The 14,896-nt window shown below is 39.8% G+C and carries 12 protein-coding genes; 10 read left to right on the top strand and 2 right to left on the bottom strand.

The window, feature by feature from the left end; all coding sequences use genetic code 11:
• Positions 1-240: 240 nt before the first annotated feature.
• Positions 241-1,695 (bottom strand): MFS transporter, encoded by a 1,455-nt coding sequence (locus tag AACS98_RS10190; RefSeq protein WP_066379111.1) that lies wholly within the window; start codon positions 1,693-1,695, stop codon positions 241-243.
• A 71-nt stretch (positions 1,696-1,766) separates the two neighbouring features.
• Between AACS98_RS10190 and AACS98_RS10185 the strand changes: the two genes are divergently transcribed.
• Entirely contained in the window at positions 1,767-2,276 is a 510-nt protein-coding gene (locus AACS98_RS10185) for a phosphoribosyltransferase (RefSeq protein WP_066379109.1), read from the top strand.
• 150 nt (positions 2,277-2,426) lie between these two features.
• Here AACS98_RS10185 and AACS98_RS10180 read toward each other — a convergent pair whose 3' ends face one another.
• A complete protein-coding gene (locus tag AACS98_RS10180; RefSeq protein ID WP_066379102.1) occupies positions 2,427-3,350 on the bottom strand; it encodes an AEC family transporter in 924 nt (307 codons plus the stop codon).
• A gap of 101 nt (positions 3,351-3,451) precedes the next feature.
• Between AACS98_RS10180 and AACS98_RS10175 the strand changes: the two genes are divergently transcribed.
• The 9 genes from AACS98_RS10175 to AACS98_RS10135 all read left to right on the top strand — a co-directional run bounded on the left by AACS98_RS10175 (position 3,452) and on the right by AACS98_RS10135 (position 14,854).
• The gene (locus AACS98_RS10175; protein ID WP_066379100.1) at positions 3,452-4,258 is read left to right on the top strand and encodes a M15 family metallopeptidase; all 807 of its coding nucleotides are present in this window, start codon (positions 3,452-3,454) and stop codon (positions 4,256-4,258) included.
• A 638-nt stretch (positions 4,259-4,896) separates the two neighbouring features.
• A complete protein-coding gene (locus tag AACS98_RS10170; RefSeq protein ID WP_198161131.1) occupies positions 4,897-6,000 on the top strand; it encodes a glycosyltransferase family 2 protein in 1,104 nt (367 codons plus the stop codon).
• 59 nt (positions 6,001-6,059) lie between these two features.
• Positions 6,060-7,853, top strand: coding sequence for an ABC transporter ATP-binding protein (locus tag AACS98_RS10165; protein ID WP_066379098.1), 1,794 nt, complete (start codon positions 6,060-6,062; stop codon positions 7,851-7,853).
• Positions 7,854-7,873: 20 nt separating this feature from the next.
• Positions 7,874-9,085: a glycosyltransferase family 2 protein gene (locus AACS98_RS10160; RefSeq protein WP_066379096.1), complete on the top strand. Its 1,212-nt coding sequence runs from the start codon at positions 7,874-7,876 to the stop codon at positions 9,083-9,085.
• Positions 9,082-10,383, top strand: a complete 1,302-nt coding sequence (locus AACS98_RS10155; RefSeq protein WP_066379088.1) for a glycosyltransferase family 2 protein — start codon at positions 9,082-9,084, stop codon at positions 10,381-10,383. Before AACS98_RS10160 ends, AACS98_RS10155 begins: the two co-directional genes overlap by 4 nt.
• A gap of 69 nt (positions 10,384-10,452) precedes the next feature.
• Positions 10,453-11,217, top strand: coding sequence for a class I SAM-dependent methyltransferase (locus AACS98_RS10150; RefSeq protein ID WP_066379085.1), 765 nt, complete (start codon positions 10,453-10,455; stop codon positions 11,215-11,217).
• A gap of 13 nt (positions 11,218-11,230) precedes the next feature.
• Positions 11,231-12,097 (top strand): class I SAM-dependent methyltransferase, encoded by an 867-nt coding sequence (locus AACS98_RS10145; RefSeq protein ID WP_082803710.1) that lies wholly within the window; start codon positions 11,231-11,233, stop codon positions 12,095-12,097.
• Between the two features lie 227 nt (positions 12,098-12,324).
• Positions 12,325-13,638 carry a glycosyltransferase family 4 protein gene (locus tag AACS98_RS10140; RefSeq protein ID WP_066379082.1) on the top strand — a complete coding sequence of 438 codons (1,314 nt, stop codon included), beginning with the start codon at positions 12,325-12,327 and terminating at the stop codon, positions 13,636-13,638.
• A 61-nt stretch (positions 13,639-13,699) separates the two neighbouring features.
• On the top strand, positions 13,700-14,854 hold the full coding sequence (locus AACS98_RS10135) for a glycosyltransferase family 2 protein (protein WP_066379079.1): 1,155 nt from the start codon (positions 13,700-13,702) through the stop codon (positions 14,852-14,854).
• Positions 14,855-14,896: the final 42 nt, after the last annotated feature.

Here is a 14,896-nt window from a genome sequence, read left to right as displayed (position 1 = left end):
AATGATGAAATCTGGCAAGACGGGTTTATACCAATTCAAAATTCAAAAAGATAAATATCACAAAGGTTTGCGCCTGTGTATCTGTTGCATTCTTTTTTAACATTGGTATAAATTCGGAATTAGTGCAATCAGTCTTTTAGTGTAGAGACGTTGCATGCAACGTCTCTACAAGGTTTTGAAATTTTCTTTTTTTGTGGTGATTTATAAACGGTGCGTTGCGCTACGCTTTAACGCACCCTACTAAGAATTGTGGTGTTGTTGACGTTGTTTGAGTTTGAGCAGAATCTCTGCGTGCATTTCACGGGTGATGGGGTAGAAATAGGTTAAGACTAAACCTAAAATTAAACAGATGGTGGGTAACGGCCCGACTGCTATGCGAATAGCGAGTAATGCAGATTCAGGTTGTATGGGTAGTGCAGTTTGTCCAGCTACAGCTTCTTTAAAACCGGATGCTTGCAAAGCATTACCTACTAAAAATAACCCAAATGCTAACCCAAATTTCTGCAATAATACCATAAAACCATAAAAAATCCCTTCTCGGCGTTGTCCGGTTTGCAGTTCATCTAATTCAATTACATCTGGTATCATCGACCAGGGAACTAAGTAAGCTGTGGAAACACCAACCCCCGCCATGACAGCCATGATATACATTAAACTGATTTGACCGGGTTGTAAGAAAAAGAGTCCAGCAGCTGCAATTATCCATAGACTCATACCCAGAAAGTAAACTAATTTTTTGCCGATTTTTTTACTTACAGATGTCCAAACAAATAACATGAGTAAAGCCGTTCCTTGAACTGCAATCATGGTTGTAGGTACATCTGCTTCTGGGAGAGACATACAGTTAATCACGAAGTAAGGAATAATGCTAGCGGTGATTTGTACTGCTAGCCAAGAACACAGATATATACCAATGACGAATAAGAAGGGACGGTTGGTAAATACTATTTTAAGTTGTTGGAGAAAGGGGAGAGATTCAGGTTCTTCAAGTTGAATGCGTTTAGCTTCAAAAGCCAGGACGCGATCGCGCACTCCAAAAACGCACCAATATAATGATATCACCGAGATGACAGTACAAATTGCCGCTAAAACTAAATATTGTTGTTGGCGGTCAGGAATGCGGGAAAAAACTATCTGTGCCAGAATTAAAGATAAAATACTCCCACCAATAGAAAAAGCAAACCGAAAACTATTCAGACTGGTACGCTCATCATAATCTTGGGTGAGTTCTGGGGTGAGTGCGGTGTAAGGCAAATTCACCACAGTGTAAAACACCTGGGAAATCAACCCAATCACCACATAATACCAAAACAAAGCCCAAACATTACTACTCTGGTTGCTACTAAATCGGGGTACAATCCATTGTAAGAAAAAGAAAATACCAAAAGGAATAGCCCCATACAACATCCAAGGCAGACGACGACCCCAACGACGGGATTGAGTTTTATCTGTCAGTACCCCCACTACGGGGTCATTAACTGCATCCCAAATTTTGCCAATTAATAAAACACTACCAGCCAAACCCGCCGGAATACCAGCGACATTGGTAAAAAAAAGTAACAGAAAAAATATGGATACATTAGCGGTAATTGCGGGGCCTAAATCACCAGCACCATAAGCCAACTTAGTTTGTAAGTTTAGTTTTTGGGTGACTTGAGCCGTTTGGGGATAATCATCACTAGCAGAATCACTCATAATGTCTTGCGCTCATACTACAATATAGAGTTTGCGATCGCCTTCAGTATCTCCTAAAATATACTTACCTTATGCCAGACCTTTACGTTTCTTGGTCAGAATATCACTATAAAATCGAACAATTAGCGACTCAGATTTATCACTCTGGTTGGGAATTTAATCAAATTATCTGTTTAGCCAGAGGCGGACTACGAGTAGGTGATATACTGTCCCGCATATATCAACAACCTTTGGCAATTTTAGCAACATCATCTTACAGTGGCCCTGGCAAACAAGAAAGAAGTAACTTAACCTTTTCCCGTCATCTCACCACGACCACAGAAAAACTAGGTTCACACATTTTACTTGTAGACGACCTAGTAGACTCTGGAATCACCCTAAAAGAAACAATTCCGTGGCTCAAAGAAAACATCAACAGCCCAATAGCAGAAATTCGCAGCGCAGTAATTTGGTATAAAGCTTGCTCAGTCATCGCACCCAACTATTACATAGATTACTTACCAGATAATCCCTGGATACATCAACCATTTGAACATTATGAACATCTAACACCCGCCGAATTAGCAGCAAAACACAGTTAAAAACGAGACAAAAACTGGTTGACGGTTGACTGTTAACGGTTAACTGTCAACAATGCTGGAATATTGCGTAACTCCTCCCAATAAAACCTCCGCGCTCCTTTGCGTTTCCTCCGCGCTCCTTTGCGTTTAAAAAACCCTCCCTTTCCTCCCTCAAAATAACCACAACCACATAGGCAAAGTCACCAACAAAAGCATAACTCCCACAGCCAAAGTTGACACAGCGAGATTACGGTCAAGATTAAAAGTTTCCGCAATCACCAAAGAAGCGAAAGCGGGAGGCATAGCCATTTGTAATATAATGACCTTAGCAGCAGACCCGGTAACACCCCAAAATGGCAAAGTCCAGCCTAAAATAACAGGAACAATCAGCATTTTAATCATTAAGCTGATGCCCACCTGGGGCAAGTTAACCGAAGTATTAAGTTTTGCCAAGCGCATCCCCATTAATACTAAAGATAAAGCAACTGTAGTCCAAGCTAATTTATCTAAAGTGAATGCGACTGCATCAGGAATTGCCACTTGGCGCAGTAGCAAACCCACGCCGAAACTCCAGATAGCGGGGTTAATCAAGATAGCTTTAGCGACTTGAGTAATTTGACTTTGTTGGCCATTGTCACCAAAACGCGCACCTAAAGCCACACCCAAAGCATAAGCACCGGGAAAAGAACCGAGTAAATCGTAAAATAAAGCCCAAGCAAAGTATTCTTTACCTACCATTGCTAAGGTGACGGGAAAGCCGAGATAACCGGTATTACCAATCATGGCGGCTAATAGCAGACTACCTTGAGTGGATTTTTCCGGGCTAGTTTTGTTGTAGTATGTTTGGACTTTGATTCCTAGCCATGCTAACAATGCTCCTAGTAGGATAGCAAGATGAGCGATCGCCGGAGCAATCCAAATTTGCCCTGATAAGTCAGCTTGACGTAAGAAAGCAATAATACTGATAGGGACTCCCACCCAGAAAAGGTATTGAGCTAAACGGGTAGGTACTGTATTGGGTAACTTTCGTCCCAACGTAAATCCTACTAAGACTAATCCCACAAGTTTGACGTATAGTTCTAGGAGATTTATCAATGTTGTGTCTGAAGATATAAATGTAAAATGCTACCCAATAAGTTTATTTCTATTCAGTTTAAAATCTGTTATGAATTGTGAACATCAGCAGGAGTTGACCTGTGAATAAAGCTGGATATTCTGGAAAACCGGAAAACTCATGGAGTGAACCTAATGATGATATTCCAGCAGCTTTACGCGATACTCCCGATGTCGCGCCTAAATCAAAGTTGCAACCCTGGGTTTTGCTGGGTGGGGGAGTAACAATCTTTGTGCTGCTGGCTATTATTAGCGGTTTTTTATTTTCCCTGACTACACCCAAACCAACCGCCGAGTCTGAAACTGCACCAGCTAATCCTAGCCCTACACCTATGGCGACTAATTCCCCCAATAATAGTGAGGTAGTATTAGGACATTTAGCATACCCAGAAGCACCTGAGTCGGAATTAGTACCAATTACCGCCGATAGACGCGTCAGACTGCGAAAAGTTGCCGCCGAAAGGTATCAGGCGATGGCTCAAGCGGCACGGAGTGAGGGGGTGATTTTAGTCCCAATTTCTGGCTTTCGTGCTGTGAAAGAACAGGAACAGTTATTTTTTAACATTGGCGCGCAACGCAATCAAACCCCAGCCCAAAGAGCAGCTTTGAGTGCGCCACCTGGGTATAGTGAACATCATACCGGTTACGCTGTGGATATTGGGGATGGAGCCGCACCCGCGACGAATCTACAAGTTATCTTTGAAAATACCAGAGCTTTTAAATGGCTACAAGCGAATGCTGCCCGCTTTGGCTTTGAGATGTCTTTTACGAAAGATAATTCCCAAGGGGTAAGTTATGAACCTTGGCACTGGCGTTTTGTAGGCGATCGCGATAGCTTAGAAACATTCTATAAAGCCAGAAATATCAAACCAGCTAAAATATCTCCATAACATTCGTATATATTGTTCAATCGTTGATGTACCACTAGAAGCCCAACTGCTCAGAGCTATTGGGCTTCTCATCTTGTAAACTCGTAATACAAAGAATCACATACAACCTGAAAGTCTGCATGCTGATGACAAAGTTATCTGAGACACTGAATAAATACTAAAATGCTTAATCATCTGAGTGAGAAGCACCGAAAAATTTATAAATAATGATAATCATTTAAGGTAGAGGTGGTAAAGAGTTAATCTTTGACTCTCTTATCCACTTACTTAATCATTATTGTCTTGTACTTTACAGAAGTTTTATCAAAATAAATGACAAGCCTGTGGTAATGTAAAACACATCAAGTAAAATAGTTGATACTACCGAAAGTTGGTATACCAAAAACTTGTCCTTATATTCCCAAGAGGAAATGAGGGAATAGTAAAACTTTGGGAAACCTTTTCGGTATACTGACATTAGATACTTACAGAGTAGTAAACAATCAAACAATCAACTCTGTTCAGCATCAAATACATATTGAGTTGCTTTGGAAACCAAAGCAATCAATATGTTCATGTCCGTACTCATGTTGACTATCAAACTACTAAAATTACAAGCCAAATATTAGTTGAGTTGATTTTAGGATAACCTCAAGCCTATGAAATCACATACTCCCTTAGTTTCGGTGATTATCCCTGCCTATAATGCCGAGAAATTTATAGGCAAAACCTTACATTCTGTGTTATCTCAAACATACAAAAATATTGAGGTTTTAGTAGTTGATGATGGTTCTCTTGATCAAACGGCTGAAATTGTGGAATCTTTTGCTCAAACTGATCATCGTGTCATCTTACTAAAACAGCAAAATCAAGGAGTTGCCATTGCGCGCAACTTAGCAATTACTAAGTCTGAGGGAGAATATATTGCGCCTATTGATGCTGATGATATATGGTATTCTCAAAAACTCGAAAAACAAGTACAATGCCTATTAAATGCTGATGATTCTGTAGGATTAGTCTATGCTTGGTCAGCATTCATTGATGAAGATGATGCTATTATTGGCAAATATAACTTTTGGTATTATCGACATATAAATAGTATAGAAGGAGAGGTGTACAAACAACTTTTGTACACAAATTTTATAGGTAATGCTAGTGTACCATTAATCCGGCGAGAGTGTTTTGACAAAGTTGGTTACTATAATAGTGAACTAAAACGGCAGAATGCTCAAGGCTGTGAAGATTGGGACATTTATCTCCGAATAGCTGAACATTATAAATTCCGTGTAGTGCGAGAATTTTTAGTGGGCTATCGTCAGGTAAATGGAAGTATGTCTAGGTCATATCTATCAATGGAGAAATCTTATAACTTAGTCATGCAAGATTCCCAAAAAAAACACCCAGAGATTCCAAATAATATATTTAATTGGTCTGCTAGCTATTTTCAATACTATTTAGCACAGCAAACTCTCAAGTGTGATGACTATGGGAATGCTCTACTATTGTTGTACAAAGCAGTTAGGTTAGATGTGATGTTGCTCTTGCATCCTGGCGTGTATAAATGTATATTAAATATTATAATTCAGCAGTTGAAAACTTTAATTAAAGAAAAATCTCATTCTAGGTTAGAAGCAAGTAAACCTTTGAGTGCTAACTATCAAATAACTGATATCAATCAAATCAAAATCCAACAACAAAAAACATGGAAAATATATGACATGATTTTGTCTCAAAGATTAGAAATGATGTCGCAAAAAACATAATTTTTACGTGCATTTTCTATTGTAAATTTAAAATACGCTATAATCTCGCATAAAAAATAATGAAAAAAAAACATGTATATAGCAATATATTATTTATTTTAAAAGGTTATTATTGGGCGATTCCTGTAATTGTCTTACTGGGAACTCTCTCATCTTTTTTTGAAGGGATAGGTATTAGCTTATTTATTCCATTATTGCAAAGCTTAGAACAGGCAGATTTACAAACAGGAAATAGCAATTTTTTAGTTGATTGGCTCAATCGCTTATTTGTGGATATTACTCCGAATAACCGTTTAATAGTTATTGCTGTTTGTATTCTCGGCAGTATTTTTTTAAAAAACCTGCTAATTTATAGTAATAGTGTTTTATTTGCTTGGTTTAATTCACGCATCAGCCATGATTTGCGTTCCAAAATTTTCAGGCAACTTTTAAGCATTAGCTATAGTTTTTTAGAAGGGAATGAATCAGGGAAATTGATGAATACTTTGGCGGCTGAAACTTGGCGGACTGGTCAGGCTTTATCAGCATTTGTGAGTATCATCATCAATTGTTGTACGATATTTGTGTTTATAATTTTGCTGCTGTTGCTTTCTTGGCAACTAACTATATTAGTGGCTATTTTGATGGCGTTAATATCTGTGATTATCCAGCTAGTTACACGCCAAGTCAAAAACTTAGGTCAGCAAGCAGTAGAAACTAATTCTGGACTGGCTAACCGGATGTGGGAAGGATTAGCTGGAATGAAAGTAATTCGCGCCTTTGGGCGTGAAGATTACGAACAAGAACGTTTTGATAGGGTGTCTAGAAAGGTACGTAATATATTTTTCCAGCTTGATACACTCACCGGAATTGTTAATCCGATTTCTGAGGTTTTATCGGCAATTTTATTAGTGTGTATTTTAGTCATTACGTTACTGCAAGACCAAACATCTCTACCAAGACTACTTACATTTATTTTTATTCTCTACCGCTTGCAGCCTCAAGTAAAGCAACTAGATGGGGCTAGGGTAAATCTGATTGCTTTGTCTAGTGCTGTAGAAGATGTAATATATTTGTTAAATAGCGATGATAAACCTTATATTCGTTCAGGTAAGATTAACTTTAACAGTTTAAAGCAAGGAATTTATTTTGAATCAGTTAACTTTGCTTACAACGTAGCAGAAAAACCTGCGCTGCAAGATATTTCAATTTTTATTCCTCAAGGTAAAACCACGGCTATAGTAGGCCCTTCAGGTGCGGGTAAATCTACACTGATTGGCTTAATATGTCGGTTTTATAATCTAGAATCAGGACAAATATATGTTGATGATTATCCGCTTAGAGAACTCAACTTAACTGACTGGCGCAATCAAATTGCAATTGTTAGCCAAGATGTGCATATGTTTAGCACCACAGTTTTAGAAAATATCGCTTATGGTCGTTTAGATGCAACAGAAAATGAAATTATAGAGGCGGCAAAACTAGCAAATGCTCATAAATTTATTAGTGAATTGCCTCAAGGTTATGATACAAAAGTAGGCGATCGCGGCGTGCGCTTATCGGGAGGACAAAGACAACGCATTGCTTTAGCTAGGGCGATAGTCCGCAATCCAGAGATTCTGATTCTGGATGAAGCCACAAATGCGCTTGATAGTATTTCGGAACATTTAATTCAAGAAGCTCTCAATACTCTCAGTGAAAATCGCACAGTAATTGTAATCGCCCATCGCCTAGCTACTATCGAACAAGCAGATAAAATAATTGTGCTAAATGAGGGAAAAGTAGTTGAGCAAGGTAATATTCAAGATTTACTCCAATTACAAGGATTATTTGCCCAACTTTATAATTTGCAACACCGTAACGCTAATATCTAAAATAATTTAAGTAAATTTTTATGCCTTATAAGATTCAAGAAATCGAGTTGACAGAACCCTTACCCACGGTATCACTATCCCCTGATGAGACGGGTATTGCTTTAATTGTCCGCCGCCAAGATAAACCGATTGGGTTTGTTATACAAGCATTACCAGCAAAAACTGTACTGGATGGCGAAGCAATAGGTAAATTAATTGCTCCAGAAATTAGCACTAAACTGATTCAAGAATATCTCCAAGCAGAATTAAATGTTGGTGTTAATCAAACTCCCTTCCCCTCAATAACTATTGCCATTTGTACCAAAGACCGCCCGGACAATTTAGCACGTTGTTTAGAATCTTTACAGGAATTCGCCAAACAAACTGCTCGATTAGAAGTTTTAGTTGTAGATAATGCACCCTCAGATGATCGCACTCAAAAATTGGTTGAGTCATTACCTTGGGTGCGTTATGTGCGAGAACCGAAACCAGGGCTAGATTTTGCCAGAAATAAAGCTTTGCAATCAGCAAATGGTGAAATCCTCGCCTTTCTAGATGATGATGTGGTTGTAGATCGCAGATGGTTGTTAGGACTGATCACAGCATGGCGAGAAAATCCTGATGCGGCAGCTTTTACGGGTTTAGTATTGCCTTATGAATTAGAGACAGAAGCGCAAATTTTGTTTGAAAGTCGAGGCGGATTTCGTCGGGGTTTTGAAAAAATTCGCTATGGTCAAATTGTCACAGGTAATCCTTTATATCCCTGTGGCGCGGGAATATTTGGGGCAGGATGTAATATGGCATTTCGGCGAGAAATTTTATTAAAAATCGGGGGATTTGATGAAGCCCTAGATACAGGCGCGCCCTTACCGGGTGGGGGAGATTTAGATATTTTTTACCGTGTAATTCGGGCTGGTTATACCTTAGTGTATGAACCTGAATATTTAATCTATCATCAACACCGTCGGGAATACGAAAAATTGCATCGTCAATACTGGAGTTGGGGTTTAGGATTTATGGCTTTTGTGATGAAAGCTTATCAAACTGATCCGACTCAACGTTCTCGTTTACGCAGTTTAATATTGTGGTGGATTAAGGATCAACTCAAGCAATTAAGAGATAGTTGGCGAGGTCGCCATGTTTTACCCTCAAATATGATATGGGCAGAACTTTGGGGTGGTATTATGGGATTTTTTGGGGAATATCGCCGTTCTTTAAAACGAATTGAAATGATTCGGAGGAAATTTTCATGAGTAATTTTACTCCTTGGAAAGTTTTGCATATTGACTTGAGTAAAGGTATACCAGAACTGCAACCTAAACCAAAGTATCAGGGGATATATGCTGTGTTTTGGTGGCGGGGTATTCCCCTGGGCGATCGCGAGATTTTTACAGCAGATTTACCCATCCCTCCAAGCGCACTGCGAAATCTAGCATTGTCAGCGATTACACCAGCTGTAGGCGATCGCCTGTTAGAAAACGGTTTCAACGCACCTCTACCCGTGGTTTATCCCGATCCAGCATGGGATAAACCACCAGATTTTCAGGCTTTGTTGGCTTTGCAGCAACCCTTGGAGCAACTGCAACAAACTTACAACCAGCCAGTCAACAATAGCATCTCTGTAGTAATTTGTACACGCAACCGTCCCGAACAACTGGCGCGATGCTTGCGATCGCTGCTGAATTTATCCCAACCTCCGCAACAAATTATCGTCGTCGATAACGCACCTGCAGACGATAGCACACGCCAGATAGTTGCACAAATGCCTGAGATTGAGTATGTCTTAGAACCACGACCAGGACTAAGCGTAGCGCGTAATACAGGTATTCGCCATTGTACCGGAGAAATTATTGCTTTTACAGATGATGATGTAGAAGTTCACCCAGACTGGTGTGTGCGTTTACAGCAAGCTTTTGTTAACCCGAAAGTCCTCGCTGTGACTGGACTGATGTTACCGGCTGAACTCGAAACAGAAGCGCAATACATTTTCCATAAAGGTTCAGCAGATTCCAGTTGGGAATACCGCGCTACAAACTTTGGGATGGAGTTCTTTGAAAATATGAAGCATCGTGGTGTCCCTGTGTGGCGAATTGGAGCAGGTGCTAACATGGCCTTTCGTCGTCAAGCTTTTGAAATCGTGGGATACTTCGACGAACGACTAGGAGCAGGTGCATCTGGATGTAGTGAAGATTCAGAAATATGGTACAGAATCCTGGCGGAAGGTTGGCTATGTCGCTATGAACCAACAGCAGTAGTTTTTCACTATCATCGCCGTGATTTTGATGCTTTCCAAGACCAAGCTTATCAATATATGCGCGGTCATGTAACAGCCTTGTTAGTACAATTTGCTAATTACAAACATTGGGGAAATTTACGCCGTTTGTACCTCACATTGCCCAAATATTATCTGACATCAATTTTGCGAACAGTCAAAAATGGTTTTGAGTCAAAATCTAGTTATATATTTGTACAGATTGCTGGTTGTTTAGCGGGAATTAAGTTTTACATAAATCATCGAAAAAAACCAGCGTGGACAGATAAAATTAGCTAGAAAATATTTCATAACTAACATCAACTGAGCTAATTAAAATCACTTAATCGGAAATCACCACCATCAAATATGCTGACAGCATCTACCAAACTAGATAATTATAAACTGCCTTTATCGCAATTTTTAGCCTGTAATCCTTTTCCAGAACCTCTGACTCAAGGATTTTTTTATCGGGAAAAAATGCGTGCTATTCATCATATTGCACCCAACCAACCATTACAAACAATTCTAGAGGTAGGTGGTGGTCAAAGTGGATTAACAGCTTTACTATATCCCCAATCCAAAATTACTAATATAGACTTTAATCCTGAATATGCCAAAGCTGCTTGCAACCAGCAAGAGCGAGTCAACTTTGTTTGTGGAGATGCGACAGCTTTACCTTTTGCGGATGAATCCTTTGATGCAGTGACAATGTTCGACCTATTAGAACACGTCCCAGATGATCAAAAAGCAGTATCAGAGGCGTTACGAGTATTGCGTCCCAATGGTTTCCTGTTAATTAGTACGCCTAATGAAAATTGGCGGTTTCCCTACTATCAATTTATGAAATCTCTTTGTCCCAGTGAAGCCGCAGTGATGGCGGAATGGGGTCACGTAAGACGTGGTTACACATTAGCAGAATTAAAAGATTTAATCAAGTTACCTTGTGAGAAATATGCTACTTTTATTAATCCTGTGACTGTTCTATGTCATGATGTCGCATTCTCTAACTTATCCCATCGTCGTCGGCGCATTTTGTGTACGATGCTCAGTCCTGTAACATGGTTGAGTTATTATCTGCACCAACCACAAGCATTAGGAACAGAAACAGCTTACGTTTGGCAGAAAAATTAGAGCAATAATTATTATGAAAAGTCTCCTGAAAAATTTAGTTAAAAGTTCATTTCACTGGAAACAAACTCTGCATATAAAAGATAAACTGCAAAAAGACTGGGTGACTTATGAACCAGACTTAATTCCACCCTTGGCTTTGATGCGTCAGGAAGGTATTAGTGTACTCGAAGAATGGTTTCGTTGGGCGGAAGAATGGAGTATGTTCCTCAGAGTTTATGGAGGAATTACCAACAACAGTGCTGTATTAGAAATAGGCTGTGGATTAGGTCGCACAGCTTTTCCTCTCCGCTATATTTTGTCTGCTGATGGTTCTTACGATGGTTTTGAAATCTGCCAAAACAAAATCAAATTTCTAGAGCAGACTTTTCACAAAGCCTATCCTAACTTTCGTTTCATCTGGGCTAACATCCATAATACCTTTTACAATCCTGATGGAGAAATCCGTGCAAGTGATTATCGCTTCCCCTACGCGGATGATTCCTTTGATATTGTCTACGCTGCTTCTGTGTTTACCCATCTGCTCCCGGAAATAGCAGCGCATTACTTCCAAGAGACGGCGCGGGTGTTGAAACCAGAAGGACGTTGTTTGTTTAGTTTTTTTCTACTTGACAATTATCAACCTGGAAAACCAAGACCTTTGGGATTTAATCGCCCTGACTTCAACTTTGACTATCAATATGGTAGTTATGGTAGCGATTTTGCCCTGGTGAAACCAGACAACCCTGAATATATGACAGCATACAGTCTGCGCTTGCTGGAACAGTTTGCTACACAAGCAGGTTTAGAGTTTGTCCAAGCACCCGTAACAGGACTGTGGTCTGGTAGTGCTTCAAGTTGGGTAGGCGCACAAGACCTAGTAATTTTAAAAAAGTCTAAGTAAGTAGGCTTAATTAATTGTTAGATAGTGGAACAGGCTTCTAGCCTGTTGACGGGCAAGACTTGTACTAAGCGTTCGACTGAGCTCACGCCGAAGTCTTGTCGAAGTATGCCCATACCACATTTTATATTTAATTGCAACCAGCTACTTATTCACAATCAATCGGCTCAAGTTTGAGCAATGAAAATACAACGTTTTTCTCCTTAGTCAAAAATAATCTTCATCATCTCATGAGCAACCAAGCAGAATTTACCATTGCCCTTTTACATTGGGGTGATTTAATTGAAGATTTTTTGGACACCATCGGAGTTAGCTTCGAGGCTTTTTGCAATGAGATGACGGGCGGTTGGATGTTCGGCTATATCGATGCTTTAAAGCTGGCTAATGTGCGGACGGTGTTGTTTTGCATTTCCGCACGGGTGACTACAACTGTGCGCTATACCCATAAGCCGACAGGTGCAACTATCTGTGTTTTACCTGCGCCTAAACTGTATCAAGTTGTGCGTCGTCCCATGTTAAACCCTTATGGTTGGAATATTACTGAGGTATTTGGGGATGTGCATGGAATTCGTCGTCATCTTTTGGCAGTGGTGAAAGATGCTGCATCTTATTTAGCCACACCATTGATTGCACTGGGGCGTGAACTGCGGCGCGAAGGATGCCAAGCTATTTTGTGTCAAGAGTATGAATATGCTCGCTTTGATAGTTGCATATTATTGGGTAAAATCATCGGTCTACCTGTGTTTGCCACTTTTCAAGGCGGAGACTTTCAACTGTCGCGTTGGGAAGGTTTGCTACGTCCGCTTACACTATCAGCCTGTGCTGGTTTAATAGTCGCCACCCAAACCGAGGTGGAGAGGTTAGAGTCTCGCTACAAATTACCTCTGGGAAAAATAGCACGGATTTTTAACCCAATGGATGTGGCGAATTGGCACGCTAGCGATCGCACTCAAGCAAGGAAGGTTTTGGGTATCCCCTTAGATGCTCAGGTGGTAGTGTATCATGGTCGTATAGAAATATACCGCAAAGGCTTAGATATTCTAGTTGATGCTTGGGAAAAAGTATGTCGCGATCGCCCAGGGAGAAATTTGTGTTTACTGCTTGTCGGTACAGGTTCGGATGCCGAGAAGTTCAAACAACTGATTACTCAGAAGCAGCTACCCGGCATAATTTGGAAAAACGAATACGTGCGCGATCGCACGGTTATTCAACGTTACTTGTCGGCGGCGGATGTCTATACTCTCCCATCTCGCCACGAAGGTTTTCCTGTCGCACCCATCGAAGCCATGTCTTGCGGTTTACCCGTTGTTGCCACTGATGCCCCTGGTGTTCCTGATATTTTGGCAGACAACGAGTTATCTGGGGGTATTATAGTACCCCGTGAAGACAGTACAGCCTTAGCTCAAGCCCTGGGTACTATCCTAGATAACCAGCCTTGGGGGTATGAATTGGGTAAACGCGCCCGCGATCGCGCAGAACAATGTTTTTCTCTAGCTGCTATTGGGCAGCAACTACGTGAGTTGATTGTGACGAAAAGTTACTAATTTTTTGCTGGAACGAACACAGACTTTTACCAATTTATTTAAACCAATTTAGACAACATTTATGGGTGAATCTGTCATTTTAAATCATCAAACATTATTATCCAAAACATCTCATAATTTCCCATTAGTTTCTGTAATTATTCCAGCTTATAATGCAGCAGCTTTTATAGAAAGAACCTTGAAGTCTGTGTTGAATCAAACCTACACAAATATTGAAGTGATAGTTGTAGACGATGGTTCTCGTGATCAGACAACTGATATCGTGCAATCAATTGTCCAGAAAGATGCTCGTGTCCGCTTATTACAACAACCTAATTCTGGTGTAGCTGCGGCTCGTAACTTAGCCATCAAATATGCACAAGGAGAATTTATCGCCCCGATTGATGCTGATGACATTTGGTATCCTGAAAATCTCGAAAAACAAGTTAAATGTTTTCAAGAATCTGATTCATCTGTCGGTTTAGTTTATGCTTGGTCAATTGTAATTGATGAGAATGATGCCCCTAGTGGTGATTTTCATGTCTCTGAATATCAAGGTGAAGTTTATATGGCATTGCTATATAGTAACTTTTTAGGAAATGCCAGTTCCAGCTTAATTCGCCGTAGTTGTTTGCAAAGGGTAGGCGGTTATGACAGTGAATTGAAAGCTAAAGGCTGTCAAGGTTGTGAGGATTGGGAGCTTTATTTGCGAATTGCCGAACATTATCAGGTAAGAGTTGTACCTGAATTTCTCATTGGCTACCGCCAAACTATTAATAGTATGTCTCACAATTATACTTCAATGATAAATTCGCAGCAATTTGTCTTAACTGCTGTTCAGAAAAAACATCCTGAAATTCCTCATGCTATTTACCGATGGTCTCGTAGTCTTTTTTATATTTATATAGCTCGTAAAAGTAGCGTATCTGGCAAATCTTTAGAAACTTTATATTATTTATACAAGAGTTTAGAACAAGATTTTTTTATGACCTTGTTACGACATGATTTATATACACAACTTTTGAAAATTTCAATAGCTGCATTCACATCGTTTATCTATTATATATTTCCCTATTTATCCAAATATTTGGACTCAAATCAAAATAGTCACCGTCAAGAGCTAACAATTAATGATTCTCAAACTTTCATGAAAATACAAAAAATATTGCCGTCAACAATTTATAAAAATATGAGAATTCATTGGTTGTCTAAGAGGGTGCTAATCAATAAAGGATAACTTATATTTTTTATCAGTTGGTTTATGATCCACAATTAGGGA

It is taken from the genome of Anabaena sp. CA = ATCC 33047 (assembly GCF_963870205.1).
GTDB lineage: Bacteria > Cyanobacteriota > Cyanobacteriia > Cyanobacteriales > Nostocaceae > Trichormus.
Note: the sequence above shows the minus strand (reverse complement) of the source record. Positions and strands in the feature narration are given on the sequence as shown.